Origin of the sequence: Micromonospora sp. NPDC001898 (assembly GCF_042891255.1) — a bacterium.
Taxonomy (GTDB): domain Bacteria; phylum Actinomycetota; class Actinomycetes; order Mycobacteriales; family Micromonosporaceae; genus Micromonospora.
Genome location: NZ_JBIATC010000016.1, coordinates 43,656 through 59,951, shown reverse-complemented (window position 1 = coordinate 59,951; position 16,296 = coordinate 43,656). Strand labels below are relative to the sequence as shown.

At 73.7% G+C, this 16,296-nt stretch carries 11 protein-coding genes; 6 read left to right on the top strand and 5 right to left on the bottom strand.

All coding sequences use genetic code 11. From position 1 onward, the window contains the following. Nucleotides 1–342 precede the first annotated feature (342 nt). The 4 genes from ACFYZF_RS25155 (at nt 343) to ACFYZF_RS25140 (ending at nt 5,778) form a co-directional block, all read left to right on the top strand. The gene (locus ACFYZF_RS25155; protein ID WP_387024712.1) at nt 343–2,595 is read left to right on the top strand and encodes a sensor histidine kinase; all 2,253 of its coding nucleotides are present in this window, start codon (nt 343–345) and stop codon (nt 2,593–2,595) included. Next, the gene (locus tag ACFYZF_RS25150; protein WP_387024710.1) at nt 2,592–3,323 is read left to right on the top strand and encodes a response regulator; all 732 of its coding nucleotides are present in this window, start codon (nt 2,592–2,594) and stop codon (nt 3,321–3,323) included. Before ACFYZF_RS25155 ends, ACFYZF_RS25150 begins: the two co-directional genes overlap by 4 nt. Before the next feature lie 82 nt (nt 3,324–3,405). Beyond that, entirely contained in the window at nt 3,406–4,335 is a 930-nt protein-coding gene (locus ACFYZF_RS25145) for an LLM class F420-dependent oxidoreductase (RefSeq protein ID WP_387024708.1), read from the top strand. Nucleotides 4,336–4,539: 204 nt separating this feature from the next. Beyond that, nucleotides 4,540–5,778, top strand: a complete 1,239-nt coding sequence (locus tag ACFYZF_RS25140) for an FAD-binding protein (protein ID WP_387024814.1) — start codon at nt 4,540–4,542, stop codon at nt 5,776–5,778. Between the two features lie 79 nt (nt 5,779–5,857). On the opposite strand, the gene ACFYZF_RS25135 is transcribed toward ACFYZF_RS25140, so the two are convergent. Then, nucleotides 5,858–7,000: a site-2 protease family protein gene (locus ACFYZF_RS25135; RefSeq protein WP_387024706.1), complete on the bottom strand. Its 1,143-nt coding sequence runs from the start codon at nt 6,998–7,000 to the stop codon at nt 5,858–5,860. Between the two features lie 83 nt (nt 7,001–7,083). On the opposite strand from ACFYZF_RS25135, the gene ACFYZF_RS25130 reads away from it, so the two are divergent. Next, nucleotides 7,084–9,180, top strand: a complete 2,097-nt coding sequence (locus ACFYZF_RS25130; protein WP_387024704.1) for a prolyl oligopeptidase family protein — start codon at nt 7,084–7,086, stop codon at nt 9,178–9,180. On the opposite strand, the gene ACFYZF_RS25125 is transcribed toward ACFYZF_RS25130, so the two are convergent. Beyond that, a complete protein-coding gene (locus tag ACFYZF_RS25125) occupies nt 9,170–10,300 on the bottom strand; it encodes an Ig domain-containing protein (protein WP_387024812.1) in 1,131 nt (376 codons plus the stop codon). The two genes, ACFYZF_RS25130 and ACFYZF_RS25125, sit on opposite strands and share 11 nt — an antisense overlap. A gap of 2 nt (nt 10,301–10,302) precedes the next feature. Further along, a complete protein-coding gene (locus tag ACFYZF_RS25120; RefSeq protein ID WP_387024702.1) occupies nt 10,303–11,124 on the bottom strand; it encodes a hypothetical protein in 822 nt (273 codons plus the stop codon). Between the two features lie 319 nt (nt 11,125–11,443). Here ACFYZF_RS25120 and pglW point away from each other — a divergent pair, with 319 nt between their 5' ends. Further along, nucleotides 11,444–15,583, top strand: a complete 4,140-nt coding sequence (pglW, locus tag ACFYZF_RS25115) for a BREX system serine/threonine kinase PglW (protein WP_387024700.1) — start codon at nt 11,444–11,446, stop codon at nt 15,581–15,583. Here the strand turns inward: pglW and ACFYZF_RS25110 are convergent, their stop codons facing one another. Beyond that, the gene (locus ACFYZF_RS25110) at nt 15,584–16,003 is read right to left on the bottom strand and encodes a PIN domain nuclease (RefSeq protein WP_387024698.1); all 420 of its coding nucleotides are present in this window, start codon (nt 16,001–16,003) and stop codon (nt 15,584–15,586) included. Then, nucleotides 16,000–16,206: a type II toxin-antitoxin system VapB family antitoxin gene (locus ACFYZF_RS25105; protein ID WP_387024696.1), complete on the bottom strand. Its 207-nt coding sequence runs from the start codon at nt 16,204–16,206 to the stop codon at nt 16,000–16,002. The genes ACFYZF_RS25110 and ACFYZF_RS25105 overlap by 4 nt, the downstream gene beginning before the upstream one ends. Between the last annotated feature and the right edge of the window lie 90 nt (nt 16,207–16,296).

Here is a 16,296-nt window from a genome sequence, read left to right as displayed (position 1 = left end):
CGGCATCCGCGGCTCAGACGTTGGACGGCCCGGCGTCCCGGCGGAAAGGGACGGTGGTACCGGCCCGCCGGGCACCGCTGCCCGGCGAAAGCTCCCGGGTGGCCGGGACGGTGCGCACATGCGGCCGGGACGCCGGGACCGGCACGCTCGGTGGACCGGCGGTGTCGGCCGCACCCCGACCCGCCGGCCCCATCGACGACCACGTCCCGTCGGGAGGCGCCCGTGTCCCACCCGTGGCCGTACCCCGTCCCGGCCGGGCCCCGCGCGACTGTCGCCGGACCGACACCCGTCGCGCAGCGCCGGGATCTCGGCAACCGCCGCTCCGACTGACAGGATCACGCCATGCTGGTCGACCCGGCGCCGCGCGCGCTGACCGTCCCGAACGCCGGTGACGACCCCGGCCGCCCGGTCGCCGCCTGGACGGTGCTGGTCGGCTGCGTGCTGCTGCTCGCCGCCACGACGCTCTGCTGGGCGCTCGCCCGCCACCCGTGGGGGCTGTCCCAGCTCTACTTCCTCGTCGACTACACCGACTGCGCGGTGTACGGCACGACCGGATGGCTGATCCTGCTGCGCCGCAGTCACCCGGTGGCCTGGCTGCTGGCGGTCACCGGGGTCGGTGGGGGGATCGCTGCCCTGGGTGCCCAGTACCTCGACCTGCGCCGGGTGTATCCCGAGCTGCCCGAGGTCACGCTGCTGACCTCGGCCCGGCACTGGGGCTGGGTGCCGGGGATGCTGTCCCTGATCGTGGTGCTGCCCTGGCTGGTCCGGGAGAGCCGGCTCACGCTGGGCCCCCGGTTGGCGGTGGCGGCCGGCGTCGCGGTGGTCGCCGCGACCGAGCTGTTCCAGCTGACCTTCCCCGGGCTGGGCGGTGCCCCGTCCGGGGCGCCGTTGGCGATCCGCAGCGCGGACTGGGCCGAGTTCGTCACCCGGGTGCAGCCCGTGCTCACGGCCCTGGTGCCGCTGCTCGGGCTCGTCGCCGCCGCCGGGCTGCTGTGGCGGCGGCGGGTCTCGCCGCCCGCCGAGCGGGTCGGCCTGGGCTGGCTCGCGGTCGGCACGGTGCTGCTGGCGGTGAGCTTCGCCCCGATAGCGCTGCCCGACGACTGGGCGGGCGCGGTGCCGGAAGGGCTGCCGCCGACCGCCATGCTGGCCGCGCAGGCGTTCTTCCCGGCCGCCGTGCTGGCCGTGGTGCTGCGGCAGCGGCTGTGGGGGATCGAGATCGCGGTCCGCCGTACGCTGGTCTGGTTCCTGCTGACCTTCCTGCTGGTCGCCGCGTACGTCGTCGGGGTGACCACGCTGGACGCGCTGCTCCCGGCCAGCCGGGCGGTCCCCGGGGTGCTGGTCACCGCCCTGGTCGCGGCCGCCGTGCAGCCGGGCCGGTGGTGGGTGCAGCGGCGGGTGGACCGGCTGATCCACGGCGCGGCGGCGGAACCGATCGGTGTGGTCCGGGGCGTCGGCGACCGGATCAGCGCGAGCGCGGACCCGACCGACGTGCTGACCGGGGTGGCGCGGAGTCTCACCGAGTCGCTGCGGTTGGGCGCCTGCGGCATCGAGGTGGACGGCCCGGACCCGTGCACCGCCCACTGCGCGTCCGCCGGGCCGGTGGGGGAGCCGCTGGTGCTGCCGCTGCGCCGGGGCGAGCGGGAGGTGGGGCGGCTGACCGCGTGGGCCCGGGCCGGTGAGCGGCTGGACGGGCGTACCCGCTCGGCGCTGGTCGATCTGGTGCCGGTGGTCGCCTCGGCGGCCAGCCTCGCCGCGACCAGCCGGGCGTTGGTCACCTCCCGGGCCCGGCTGGCCGAGGCCCGCGACTCGGAACGCCGCAAGCTGCGCCGGGACCTGCATGACGGGCTCGGTCCCGCCCTGGCCGGGGTGGCGCTCGGCCTCCAGGCGGCCCGCAACCTGCTGGGCGTCGATCCGGGCGCGGCCGGACGGCTGCTGGACCGGCTGCGCGACGAGACGGACCAACGGGTCGAGCAGGTCCGCGACCTGGCCCGGGGGCTGCTGCCGCCGGTCCTCGGCGAGCGCGGCCTGGTCCCCGCCCTGCACGAGCTGGCCCAACGGTACGACGGCTCGGGGCTGACCGTGCTGGTCGAGGCGCTGCCGCTGCCGCTGCCCGAGCCGGTCGCCACCGCCGTGTACGGGATCGTCTCCGAGGCGGTCCGTAACGCCCAACGGCACTCCGGCGCACCGACCTGCCGGGTGGCGGTCGAGCGGGATCCGGACGGGCTCACCGTCCGGGTGACCGACCCGGGCCGGGGCGTCGTGGTCGGCACGCCGGCCGGGGTCGGCATGCTCTCCATGCGGGAGCGGGCCGAGGGCATCGGCGGGGTGTGCGTGATCGGCCCGGCGCCCGACGGCGGCACCGAGGTCATCGTCCGGGTGCCCGTCGATCGCCTGCCGCCGGCCGACGGCGACCGGCCGCCGGCCGTCCCCGCCCAGCGCGGGTGGGCCCCGGTCGACCCCGACCCGGAGCCGTCGGCCGCCGACCCCGCCCCGGCCGAGCCGTCGACGGGCCAGCGGCAGCCGTGGGGGGCGCCGGCGGAGGCCGGTACGGTGCCGGGGACGCGGACGGGACGAGCCCTGGCGGTGCGGCGGTGACCGGTGACGGTGCGGTGGACGGTGGCGGGACGAGCCCTGGCGGTGCGGCGGTGACCGGTGACGGTGCGGCGGTCGGTGGCGCGGCGGTGATCCGGCTGGCGGTGGTCGACGACCATCCCGTGTTCCGGCTCGGCATGACGGCGCTGCTGGCGTCCACGCCGGGACTGGAGGTGGTCGGCGAGGCCGCGGACGCCGACGAGGCGGTTCGGCTCGCCGACCGCACCCGGCCCGAAGTGATCATCATGGACCTGCACCTCGGCGGGCGGTCCGGTGTGGAGGCCACCCGGGAGATCGTCGCCCGGCACCCGGGGATCGGGGTGCTGGTGGTGACGATGCTGGACGACGACGACTCGGTGTTCGCCGCGCTGCGCGCCGGGGCGCGGGGGTACCTGCTCAAGGGTGCCGCGCCGGGCGAGGTGGAACGGGCCATCCGCGCGGTCGCCAACGGCGAGGTGCTGCTCGGGCCGGTGATCGCCAGCCGGGCGATCGGCTTCCTCGCGGGCGGGCGGGCCGGCGGGCCGGCGCCGTTCCCCGAGCTGACCGACCGGGAACGCGAGGTGCTGGACCTCGTCGCGCAGGGGCTGAGCAACGTGGTGATCGCCCGCCGGCTGACGCTGAGCCCGAAGACCGTCCGCAACCACCTGTCCAACGTGCTCGGCAAGCTTCAGGTCGCCGACCGCAGCCAGGCGATCCAGCGGGCCCGCGAGGCAGGCCTCGGCCAACCCTGACCGGTACGCCCCGGCAGGGCCGGCTGCGCCCCGGGGCCTTCCTTTCGCGGCGGGAGCCCGACGGGCTCCCTATGCTCGGGGCATGGAACTGCGGATCTTCACCGAACCCCAGCAGGGGGCCAGCTACGACCAGTTGCTCGCCGTGGCCCGCTGCGCCGAGGACGCCGGCTACGGCGCGTTCTTCCGGTCCGACCACTACCTGAAGATGGGCGCGGTCAGCGGCGAACCGGGCCCGACGGACGCCTGGACCACGCTGGCCGGACTGGCCCGGGAGACCTCCCGGATCCGGCTCGGCACCCTGATGACGGCGGCCACGTTCCGGCTGCCCGGCCCGCTGGCGATCAGCGTCGCCCAGGTCGACCAGATGAGCGGCGGCCGGGTGGAGCTGGGCATCGGGGCCGGCTGGTTCGCCGACGAGCACACCGCGTACGGCATCCCGTTCCCCTCGGTGGGCGAACGGTTCGACCGGCTGGAGGAGCAACTCGCCGTCGTCACCGGGCTCTGGGAGACGCCGGCCGGCGAGACGTTCGACTTCGCGGGCCGGCACTACCCGGTGACGGGCTCACCGGCCCTGCCCAAGCCGGTGCAGCAGCCGCGCCCGCCGATCCTGCTCGGCGGCATGGGGCCGAAGCGCACGCCCCGCCTCGCGGCCCGCTACGCCGACGAGTTCAACCTGCCGTTCGTCTCCGTCGCCGACTCGGTGGCCCAGTTCGACCGGGTCCGGGCCGCCTGTGCCGACATCGGCCGGGACCCGGCCGGGATGCGCTGGTCGAACGCGCTGGTGCTGTGCTGCGGCCGGGACGAGGCGGAGGTACGACGGCGGGCCGAGGTGATCGGCCGGGAGCCGGCGGAGCTGCGCGAGAACGGCCTCGCCGGCACCCCGGCCGAGATCGTCGACCGGATCGGCCGGTACGCCGAGATCGGCAGCGAGCGGATCTACCTCCAGGTTCTCGACCTGGCCGACCTGGACCACGTCGAGCTGGTCGCCGCCGAGGTCATGCCGCAGCTCTGAGTCCTCGCGCCCGCCCGGCCCTGCTCGGCGCGCCCGCCGGCCCCGCTCGGCGCGGTCGGGCGGGGCGTCAGTGGGCGAAGCGCGGGGCGCGATGACGATCGACTGCGACTCGACCGACGGGAGTGCGACGTGGACGCAGGAGAGCAGGAACCACGCGCGGGCGTGGGTGTGCCCGGGGCGGGGCCCGCCTACCGGGCACCGGGCGTGCCGGAGCGCAACTGGGCCGGCAACGTCCGGTACGCCGCCGCCCGGCGGCACCGCCCGTCCGGAGTGGACGAGCTGCGCCGGCTGGTCGCCGGCAGCGACCGGGTCCGGGCGGTCGGCACCGGGCACTCGTTCAACCGGTTCGGCGACACCACCGGCGACCTGGTGTCGCTGGCCGGCCTGCCGCCCACCGTCGAGGTGGACCGGGAGCGCCGCACGGTCACGGTGGCCGCCGCCGTGCGCTACGGCGACCTGGCCACCCGGCTGCACGCCGCCGGGTACGCCCTGCCGACGATGGCGTCGTTGCCGCACATCTCGGTGGCCGGCGCGGTGGCCACCGCCACCCACGGCTCGGGCGTCGGGATCGGCAACCTGGCCACCGCCGTGGCCGCCCTGGAGCTGGTCACCGCCGACGGCGACCTGCTGACCGTGCGCCGGGACGCCGACGGCGACCGGTTCGCCGGGATGGTGGTCGCCCTCGGCGCGCTGGGCGTGGTCACCCGGGTCACCCTGGACGTGCTGCCCGCCTTCGAGATACGGCAGTACGTCCGGCTCGGCCTGCCCCGCGTGGCCCTGGACGAGGCGTTCGCCTCGGCGTACAGCGTCAGCCTCTTCACCGACTGGCGCGGGGACCGGATCGGGCAGGTGTGGCGCAAGCAGTTCGCCGACGGCCCGCCGCCGGAGGCCGACTGGCTGGGCACCACGGGGGCGGCCGGGCCGGTGCATCCGGTGCCCGGGATGCCTGCGGGCAACTGCACGGCCCAGCTCGGCGAGCCCGGCCCCTGGCACGAGCGGCTGCCGCACTTCCGGCTCGGCTTCACCCCGAGCAGCGGCGACGAACTCCAGTCGGAGTACCACCTGCCCCGGGCGGCGGCGGTGGACGCGCTGGCCGCCCTCGACCCGGTGGCGGACCGGATCGCCGCCGTGCTCCAGGTCTGCGAGCTGCGTACGGTCGCCGCCGACGAGCTGTGGCTGAGCCCACAGTACGGGCGGGACAGCGTCGCCGTGCACTTCACCTGGACCGCCGACGCCGACGCGGTGACCCCGGTGCTGGCCGAGGTGGAGGCGCGGCTGGCCCCGTTCGTGCCCCGACCGCACTGGGGAAAGGTGTTCACGCTCGACCCGGCGGCGGTCGCCGCCGCGTACCCCCGGCACGGCGACTTCCTGGCCCTGCTGCGCGACCTGGACCCCGCAGGCAAGTTCCGCACAGCCCTACTGGACCGCCACTTCCCCCGCTGACCGGCCCCCTGATCGTTTGCGGCTGACGAGCGCGACACGCCGGAGCGGGTGCCGGTGCACGGCAGACGATCAAGAGGGCTCAGTGGTGGCCGGCCGTCACCTGGTCGCGGAGGCTGCCGCGCTGCACCGCACGGCTGATGTCGCTGGGCGAGACGATGCCGACCAGGCGCTGGTCGGTCACCACCAGCGCCCGGCCGTCGGCGCACTCGCTGAGCCGGGGGAGCAGGTCGGTGAGCGGCTCGTCCGGGGAGGCCAGCACGAGCTGGTCGGCCCGGCAGGCCACCTCGGCCAGCGTGGTCGCGGCCCGCCGGTCGGCCGGGACGCCGCGTACCCGGTCGAGGGTGACCAGACCGACCGGCCGGCCGTCCTCGGTCAGCGGCAGCGCCGAGTGCCGGTAGGCGAAGAGGTAGTGGTCGACGAAGTCGGCCACGGTCATCTCGGCCGACGCGGTCTGCGGCTGCGGGGTCATCACGTCCGCCACCCGCATCCCGCGCAGCGCGCTGCCCGTCCGGGCCTGCCGCTCCTCCATGCCGGCGGCCCCGATCAGGAACCAGCCGATCAGCGCCAGCCAGAGCCCGCCGAACCCCACGCCGCGCAGGAACTGCCACAGGCCCAGCCCGATCAGCAGCACGCCGAGGATCCAGCCGGCCCGCGCCGCCACCACGGACGCCCTCGTCCGGTCGCCGGTGGCCTTCCACACGGCGGCGCGCAGCAGCCGGCCCCCGTCCAGCGGGGCGGCCGGCAGCGCGTTGAAGACCGCCAGCAGGATGTTGATGCCGGCCAGCCAGGCCAGCGCCCCCAACCACAGCCCGTGCACCCCGGCCAGGGCGAGCAGCACCGCGATGCCGCCGAAGAAGACGCCGATGATCAGGCTGACCAGCGGCCCGACCCCGGCGATGCGCAGCTCCGCCCCGGGGCTGCGGGCCTCCCCGCGCAGCTCGGCCACCCCGCCGAAGAGCCACAGGGTGATCCCACCGACCTCGATGCCGTTGCGCCTGGCCACCACGGCGTGTGAGACCTCGTGGGCCAGCAGCCCGAGGAAGAAGACCACCGCGGCGCTCAGCCCGGCGAGCACGTACGCCCAGGTCGGCCGGTCCGGGTACGACCGGGGAAACTGGTTGGCCGACAGCCCCCAGGCGATCAGCAGGAAGATGACCAGGACGCTCCAGTTGACCCCGACCGGCACGCCCGCGATCCGGCCGATCCGGAAACTCGCCCTCATGTTCCGGGCATACCCCGTGAGTTCCGGGCCATGCCGGGCCGGCGGTCGTAGTTCGGGTTGACGCGTGGGTGGATAGTGGCAACGTGACGCTGACGGACGAGGGCGACGACCCGTACCTCTGGCTGGAGGACCTGGACGGACCGGACGCCGCCGGATGGGTGCGGGACCGCAACGCGGAGACTCTGGCCGCGCTGACCGGGGACGAGCGGTTCGACGCCCTGCGGGCCGAGATCCGGCAGGTGCTCGACTCGGACGACCGCATCCCCTACCCCGGGTGGCGTGGGGACCGCTTCTACTACGACTTCTGGACCGACGCGACGCATCCGCGGGGGATGTGGCGGCGGACCACCCTCGACCAGTACCGCCGGCCCGAACCCGAGTGGGACGTGCTGCTCGACCTCGACGCGTTGGCCGCCGAGGAGGGCGAGAACTGGGTCTGGGGCGGTGTGACGGTGCTGCGCCCCGGGTACGAGCGCTGCCTGCTCAGCCTGTCCCGAGGTGGCTCCGACGCGGTCGTGGTGCGCGAGTTCGACCTGGCCGGCCGCACCTTCGTCGAGGACGGCTTCACGGTGCCCGAGGCCAAGAGCACGGTCTGCTGGATCGACGCAGATCACATCTACGTGGCCACCGACTTCGGGCCCGGGTCGCTGACCACCTCCGGCTATCCCCGGGTGGTCAGGCGCTGGCGGCGGGGCACGCCGCTGTCGGCGGCCGAGGTCGTCTTCGAGGGGCAGGCGGACGACGTCAGCGCCTACGCCTCGTACGACCACACACCCGGCTTCGAGCGCACCTTCGTGGGGCGCAGCCTGGACTTCTACCGCACCGAGAGCCACCTGCTGACGCGGGAGGGTGAGCGGCTGCGGATCGGCGTGCCGGACGACGCCCGGTGGGATGTGCACCGGGAATGGCTGGTGATCGGGCTGCGCTCGCCGTGGACGGTCGAGGGCGTCACCCATCCGGCGGGCGCGCTGCTGGCGGCCCGGTTCGACGAGTTCCTCGCCGGTGGGCGGGACCTGACGGTGCTGTTCAGGCCCGACGACCGCACCGCGCTGGGCGGTCACGCGTGGACCCGCAACCACCTCATCCTGGCCACCCTCGCGGACGTGCGGAGCCGGCTGGAGGTGCTGACCCCCGACTCGACGGGGTGGCGGCGGGAGCCGCTGCCGGGCGTACCCGAATCCGGCCACAGCCGGGTGGTGGAGACCGACCGCGACACCGGCGACGACTACCTGCTCGCGTCCGAGGGGTTCCGGGAGCCGGCGACCCTGCGGCTCGGACAGGTCGGTGGCACGGTCGAGACGCTCAAGCGGGCACCGACGTTCTTCGCCGGGGAGACCCTGGCGGAACGGCAGTTCTTCGCCACCTCGGCGGACGGGACGCGGGTGCCGTACTTCGTGGTGGGCGACCCGGACGCGGCCGGGGGGCCGACCCTGCTCACCGGGTACGGCGGCTTCGAGATCTCCCTGACCCCGCACTACAGCGGCATCATCGGCCGGGGTTGGCTGGCCAGGGGCGGAACCTACGTGGTGGCGAACATCCGGGGCGGCGGCGAGTACGGTCCCGCGTGGCACCGGGCCGCGCTCCGGGAGGACCGGCTCAGGGCGTACGAGGACTTCGCGGCGGTGGCGGCCGACGTGGTGGCCCGGGGGATCACCACGCCGGCGCGACTCGGTATCGAGGGCGGCAGCAACGGCGGCCTGCTGATGGGGGTGATGCTGACCCGCTACCCCGCGCTGTTCGGGGCGGTCGTCGCCCACGTCCCGCTGCTGGACATGCGGCGCTACCACCGGCTGCTGGCCGGCGCCTCATGGATGGCCGAGTACGGCGACCCGGACGAGCCGGCCGACTGGGCCTACCTGAGCCGGTACTCGCCGTACCACAACATCCGCGGCGACCAGCCGTATCCGCCGCTTCTGCTCGTCACCTCCACCCGGGACGACCGGGTGCATCCGGGGCACGCCCGCAAGATGACGGCCCGGCTGCGCGAGCAGGGCCACGAGGTGGCGTACTACGAGAACGTCGAGGGCGGACACGGCGCGGCGGCGAACAACGCGCAGCGCGCCTTCGTCTGGGCGCTGACGCTGGAGTTCCTGTGGCGCAACCTGAGCGGGGAGGCGGGTCCGACCGTGCCGCGCCAGCGGCCGGCGGCTGGCGCGGGGGAGGCGGGTCTCAGGGCGTAGACCGACTCCTCCCGGGGACGGCGGAGCGTGACGCGTCCACCGCCCGGCGGATGGGGGCCAGGACCGATAGCCCGTACTGGTCCACGCAGGTGATCGTGCCGGGGAGGACCGGGGGGTCGATCGGCCCCGAAATGCTGGTCCGGTACTCGATGGAGACCCGGCCGCTGGGCCCGGGGTTCGCGAACTGGCCCACCTCCCGGTCGAAGTAGACCACCGCGGCGCCCTCCGTCTGCCACGACACGATGACCCTGTTCCTGACATCCGGTACGACGACCTCCACGCGGCCGGTGAACGAGGTTATCGTCGCGAGGCAGGCGGTCGGGGCGACCGTCAGCGGAATCGTCGCGCTGCTGGCGTGGGACTGCTGACTGTCCGTCACCGTGAAGCTGACGGCGCAGGTTCCGGTGCTCTGCGGCGTGCCGCTCAGCCGCCCGGTGACGGCGTCGAGCTCGATACCGGCCGGAAGCGCGCCGGTGGCGACGGCCCAGGTGTACGGTGGCGCTCCGCCGCCGGCCCGCAACGTGACGTCGTACGGGCGCTGGTCCATCGCCGCAGGCAGGTCCGTGGTCGTGACCCCGAGTTCGCCGAGGACCGTCAGCGGCAGCGTGCGGGCGGCGTGGTTGCCGGCGTCGTCGGTCACCTCGAACTCGCAGGACGACGAGCCGGGCGAGGCCGGGGTGCCGGCGAGCGTTCCGGTCGTGGCGTCCAGTTCGATCCCGACCGGCAACGAGTCCCTGTCGACGGACCAGACGTAGGGCGGCGCTCCGCCCGTCGCCGCGAGTGCGGTGCGGTAACTGGTGTTCTGCTTCGCCGGCGGCAGCTCGGCGGTCGTTATCAGGAACCGGCCGGCCGGTCGGATGACGATGTTCAGCCACTTCCGCGCCGACTGCGGCGCAGGCTCCGCCGAGTCCTGGACACAGACCTGCACCGACAGGATCACCTCGGCCTTCGGCACCCCGGCGACCAGACCCCCGTCGTCCAGCGCCAGGCCGTAGGGAAGCTCACCGTTCGCCGTCGACCACGAGTACGGCGGGATGCCGTGCGCGGCCCGCAACTCCAGGTGGTACGGCTGACCGACGGTTCCCGGGGGAAGCGGATCGGGTGTCGTGATCTCGACCATGGTCACTGGCCGGGAGTGAACGCTGCCAGCCGGGCAAGGTCCTCGTCGGTGAACGGCACGGCGTCGGGGTGGGGAGCCAGGGCGGGGATGGCCGCGGTCGGGCTCGCGCTCTGCACCGCCAGGATCACGTCGATGGAGGAGATGCCGTTGGCGATGTCGACGCCCTGTGGGATGGCCACCGTCATCGAGGTGTCGTCGTCGAGTGCGTCGGACGGCTTGCGGAGCACGTTCAGGATGCGCGCGGCCGTGGTGCCGGCGCCACGTACGTTGAGGAGCACGATTCCGGCGAGGACGAGCCCGCCGACCACCGCGACCTGCACGGTGGTGTCGGACGCCTCGATCACGACGGACGGACCGAGCTGCACCTTGGCCCTCGGGGCGATGTTCTGACCGGACGCCTGGATCGAGATGCCGGTGGGGCCACCGGTGCCTACGCCGGCCTCCGCCTGCGCGCTGGAATCGTCCAGGAAGGGGGTGATGACCAGGTCGTCCACGTCGGCGTTGGCGTACTGCGTGAAGATGTCGCCGACGGGGAACTTCTGCATGCTCCCGAGAATGATCGACTCGGCACCGGCGCCACCGTACGGGTTCCCCGGGAAGAAGAGCGCGACGCTGGTGTCGGTCGACTGGTTGCCGACCATCAGCATGCCCGTCTGCTTGTCCCGCCAGAACACGACCTCACCGAGGTCGGGGTTGCTGTTGCCGACCTGTGCACGGCCGAGATGTACCAGGTCGCCACTGAGGGCCCCGCTGAGGGCCCCCGCCACCTTGCCGATCGTCGTCGCGACGGAGAGCGCCGTGCCGATGATGTCGAAAATCCCCACCGAACCCCCAGATTGATACGCAGTCAGGCAGCAGGTCGGTGATGGAAGTTCCATGGCTCGCCCGCGCCGTTGCATGACCATAAGGATCAAGACCACGAGGGCCGCGCTACTGTCACCGATGCGACTTGCAGGAGGGCTTTCCGCAGCGCCCTCCCGGCGGCGTGACACCGCGTGGTCAGGAGATCATCGGTGCACAGCGTGTGTGAACAGGTTCATTCGTTGCGTGTGGCTCTGGCGTTCCCTCGATCAGATGTCGGACGGGGTAGGGTGCGAAGGCTGAGCCGGGGCACCGACGGCCGTGGGTGGAGGGGCCTGCCTGATGCGTGAGGACTCCCCGCGCTGGGAGCAGATCAACGCCAGCTCCTATACGTGGGAACAGGACGGCCTGCGTGAACTGGCCAGTTACCTGCCGGACGCCGACCCGTACCACGTCTGGGCCAACGTCGAGTTCGTGGGCGTCGACGGCTCGATCAACGAGGTCGATGCGCTGGTGCTCACGCCCAGCGGGTTGCACGTGCTGGAGTTGAAGCACTGGCAGGGCGAGATCAGCGGGGACGGAACCCAGTGGGTGCGCCGTGCATCGAACTCCCGGCTCACCCCCGAGGACAATCCGTACATCCTGGCCAACCGGAAGGCGAAGCGGCTGGCCAGCCTGATCCGTTACTACGCCAAGCAGCACGGACGGCAGGACGAGGCGCCCTACGTCGGTGCGGCGGTGTTCCTGCATGCCCGGGCGATGCGGGCGGAGCTGGACGCGATCGGCGGCCAGCACGTCCACGGGCTGGACGGGCACGAGGCGGAATCCAACCTGCCCAGCTTGAAGAGGTTCCTGCTCGCGCTGCCGCGTAACCCCGACCACCTGGTGGACGCGGCGCGGGCTCGGCAGATCGTCGAGCTGGTGCGTGGGGCCAAGATCCGGCCGTCGGTTGCGGACCGCAAGGTCGGGCAACTGCTGCTGCACCCGAAGCCGTTCGCCGAAGGGCTCGGCTGGCAGGACTTCCTCGCCGGCCACGCGCTGGACACCGCGCTGGTGCGACGGGTGCGCTTCTACCTGACCAGCCGGGCCGCCGAGCACGAGGTGCCGGTTATCCGCAGGGCGGCGGAGCGGGAGTTCCGCCTGCTGCAGGGCATCCACCACCCCGGGGTGGCCCGGGCGCACGACCTGGTCGAGCACCCCTGGGGCCCGGCGGTCGTCTTCGACCACCAGCAGGAATGGGTACGCCTCGATCAGTGGCTGCTTCGGCGCGGCAACGCGTTGACCTTGGCCCAACGTCTGCAACTGGTACAGGACCTTGCGGAGATCATCGACTACGCGCACTCACGCCGGCTGGCTCACCGGGCCCTCTCGCCCCGGGCCGTCTACGTCGGGGAACCGGACGGGCCGCGCCCGACGCTGGTGGTGACCGACTGGCAGACCGGCGGGCGGTTGGCCGGCACCAGCCACCTGACCCGGCTGGGCCCGTCGAGCGACCCGGCGAGCCTGGAGCTGTTCTTCGACGACGAGGTCCGCCGCTATCAGGCACCGGAGGCGGGGGGCGCCACCCTGCTGCCGGGCCACCAGCTCGACGTCTTCGCGCTCGGCGCGCTGGCGTACCGGATCTTCGCCGGGGCGGCACCGGCCGCCACGCCGGAGGAACTGGTCAACGCGGTCCGCGACAGCGGCCTGCACCTGGACGCGGCCGTCGACGGCATGCCGTTCGAACTGGTCAAGCTGGTCTACGACGCGACCCGGGGCGACCCGGCAGCCCGGACGCCCGGCGTCTCGAAGTTCCGCAAGGACCTGGAGGAGGTGTGGAACGAGCTGACCGCGCCGGAGCCCGAGCCGGTGGCCGATCCGCTCTCCGCGCACCGGGGCGACCTGCTCGACGGGGGACTGGAGGTGAAGGACCGGCTCGGCTCCGGTGCCACGGCGGTCGCCCTGCTCGTCACCGGGGGCGTTGCAGTGTCCCGTGAGTTGGTCCTGAAGGTGGCCCGCGACGAGCAGCACGAGGAACGGCTGACCGCTGAGGCGCGTACCCTCGCGGGGTTGAAGCATCCCCAGGTGGCGGCGCTGGTGGACGGCCCGGTGCGGGTCGGCGGCCGGACGGCCCTGCTGATGGAGAGCGCCGGGGCGCTGACGCTCGCCGAGGAGCTCCGCGGGGGCCGGCTCGCGCTGGACCTGCTGGAGCGGTACGGGCGCGACCTGCTCGACATCGTCAACTACCTGGACGGCCAGGGCGTCTGGCACCGGGATTTGAAGCCGGCCAACCTGGCGGCCCGTCCCCGCCCCAAGGACAAGCAGCCGCACCTGTGCGTCTTCGACTTCTCGCTGTCGTCGACGCCGGCCGACCAGCTCGGCGCGGGCACGGTCGGCTACCTCGACCCGTTCCTCGGCTCCGCGCGGCGGCTGCGTTACGACGCGGCGGCCGAGCGGTTCGCCGCGGCCGTGGTGCTCTACGAGATGGCGACCGGCGCCCTGCCCCGCTGGGGGGACAATGCCAACCCGGTGGCGGTCAGCGACGAGGTGACCCTCGATCCGGCGGCGTTCGATCCGGCGGTCGCCGACCGGCTGGTGGAGTTCTTCCGCCGGGCGCTGGCCCGGGACGCGGCGGCCCGGTTCGACACCGTCGACGAGATGACCGACGCCTGGCGGGCCATCTTCCAGCAGGTCCCGCAGCCGGCCGTGACCCCGATCGGCCCGGTGCCGGCGACGGTGGGGCTGGCCAGGGAATCGCCGCTGGAGGTCACCGAGCTGACCGCCCGGGCCCGCTCGGCGCTGGAACGGCTCGGCCTGCACACCGTAGGCGACCTGCTGGACGCGGAGCCGTCAGCGCTGACCCGGGCGAAGGGGGTGCCCGACGCCACCCGCAAGGAGATCCTCGCCCAGGCGCGGGCGCTGCGCGCCGTGCTGCCCGACGACAGCGAGCCGGCACCCACCGAGGACCAGCCGGCGGCCCAGGGAGTCGAGGCGCTCTGCGAGGTGCTGCTGCCCGCCGCGACGTCCCGCAACCACCGGGCGCTGGCCGTGCTGCTGGGGCAGGCGCCCACCGGCGACGGCGTCTTCCTGCGCTGGCCGGCGCAGGCGGAAGCCGCCCGGGCCACCGACCGGACCCAGCCGCAGATCTCCAAGCTGCTCGGCGCGCAGGCCCGGTTCTGGCTGGGCCTGCCGGCGCTGGCGGCGGTGCGCAACGAACTCGTGGCGCTGCTCGAGACCCGGGGCGCGGTGATGTCCGCCGAGGAGCTGGCCCAGGCGTTGATCGCCGCGCGCGGCTCGTACACCTCCGGGCCGAAGCGGCTGCCGCAGGCGATCGGGCTGGTGCGCGCCGCCGTCGAGGCCGAGCTGAGCACCGGCGGGGACGCCCGAGTGGCCATCCACCGCTTCCGCGCGTCGAACACTGTCCTGGTCGGCCGGGAGCCGGACGACCCGGCGTCCGACGTCACGGCCGCCGACTTCCTCGCGTACGTGGTGGAGCTGGGCGGCCGAGCCGCCGAGCTGGCCGCCGCCGACCCGCTGCCGACCCGACAACGCGCCGTGGAGGAGTTGCGCCGCCTGCCGGCCCCCGCCGGGATGCCGGCGGTGACCGACCTGCGGCTGTTGCAGCTCGCGGCGGCCGGCAGCAACGACCGGGTCGACGTCAACGCGCAGGGCCAGCTATACCCGGTCAACATGCCGGCGAAGCGGGCGCTGCGGCTGTCCGTGGGCAGCCTGATCGGCCAGCGGCTCAGCGCCGCACGGATCCGCGACAGGGTGCACAGCCGCTTCCCCCGGGCGGAACGGGCACCCGACCGGCCCGACCTGACCGACCTGCTCGCGGCGGCCGAGGTCCCGTTGACCTGGCATGCGAACGAACAGGTGTACGGGCCGCCGGTCTTCCTGACGTCGGTGACCGGCACCCGGATGAACACCACGCACGTGCCGTTGCTCGGGCTCAGCGCGGCCGACGAGGTGGCTGACCGGCTCGCCTCGGCGATCGAGCGGCGGGCGTTCCTGGCGTTGCTGACGCCGCTGCGCCGGCTCGGCCCGGCCCGGCGGGCGTTGCTGGCCCGGCTGCCGCTGACCGAGGTGGACGTCACGGCGATCCTGCTGGAGCGGCTGCGCGCGCTGGGCGTCCCGTGGGAGGCGATCGTGGCGGCCGACAACGGCTCGCCGCTGGACGCGGACTTCCGCAGTCTGCTGGACCTGTTCCGGCACCAGGTGGTGCCGGCGGTCGGCGCGGCCATCGCCGCCGCCGACGGGCCGGTGCTGATCACGGAGGCCGCGCCGCTGGCCCGCTACGGTCAGCTCGGGCTGCTCCAGGAGTTGGCCGACCCGACCCGCCCCCGGCCGGCGGCCCGACTGCTGCTGGTCCCGGCGTGGCGGCCGGAGCCGGCGGTGCTGGACGGGGTGCAGTTACCGCTGACTTCCCCGGCCAGTCAGTCGCTCTGGCTCGCCGACGAGTGGATCGAGGCGGCCGGCGAAGAGCGGTCGAAAGCGCGCTGATCAGTCCGCAGTGCCGCCCGGCACCACCCACGTGGTGGGCTGCCCGGTGATCGCGGTAATCATGTCGTAGTCGCCGTCGTAGTGCAGCACGGTGGCCCCGTGGCGCTCGGCGGTCGCGGCGATCAGCAGGTCGGCCATGGACAGCGCACGGTGGTTGCCCTTGTGCAGCGCCCGCACCTGGACGTCGATCGCCCGGTCCCAGATCTCGTCAGGCATGGCCAGCCAGTGGAATCCGCCGAGCAGCCAGCGGGCGCGCTGAGCGTCCTTCGCCGTCTGGGCGCTCTGGATCACCTCGATCTCGATTGCGCCGCACACCGCCAGCAGGCCCCGGTCGGACAACTCGTCAAGCACCGGTGCGATCACGGGCTTGGACCAGCGAGCGAGAGCGGATTTGTCGAGGAGGTAGAACTCCCCGCTCACGCAGCGTCCGGCGCTGCCGCACGCTGCCCGGTGAGGCCGGGGAGACCGCCGCTCTTGAGCCAGTCGGCGAACTCCCGCCGCTTCTCCCGATCGACAGCTGCCTTCAGTGCAGCGTTGACGGTGGCCTTTTTGGTAGTGGTACCGAAGATCTTCGCTGCTTCCTCGAGCAGTTCGTCGTCGATGTCGATGATGGTTCGGGACATGTGGGCCTCCTCGCCTGGTAGCAACCGACCGAGGATATCAACTTCTCGCTGATCCGATATCAGGCTCGGTTCGAGGGGTGGTATGTCGTG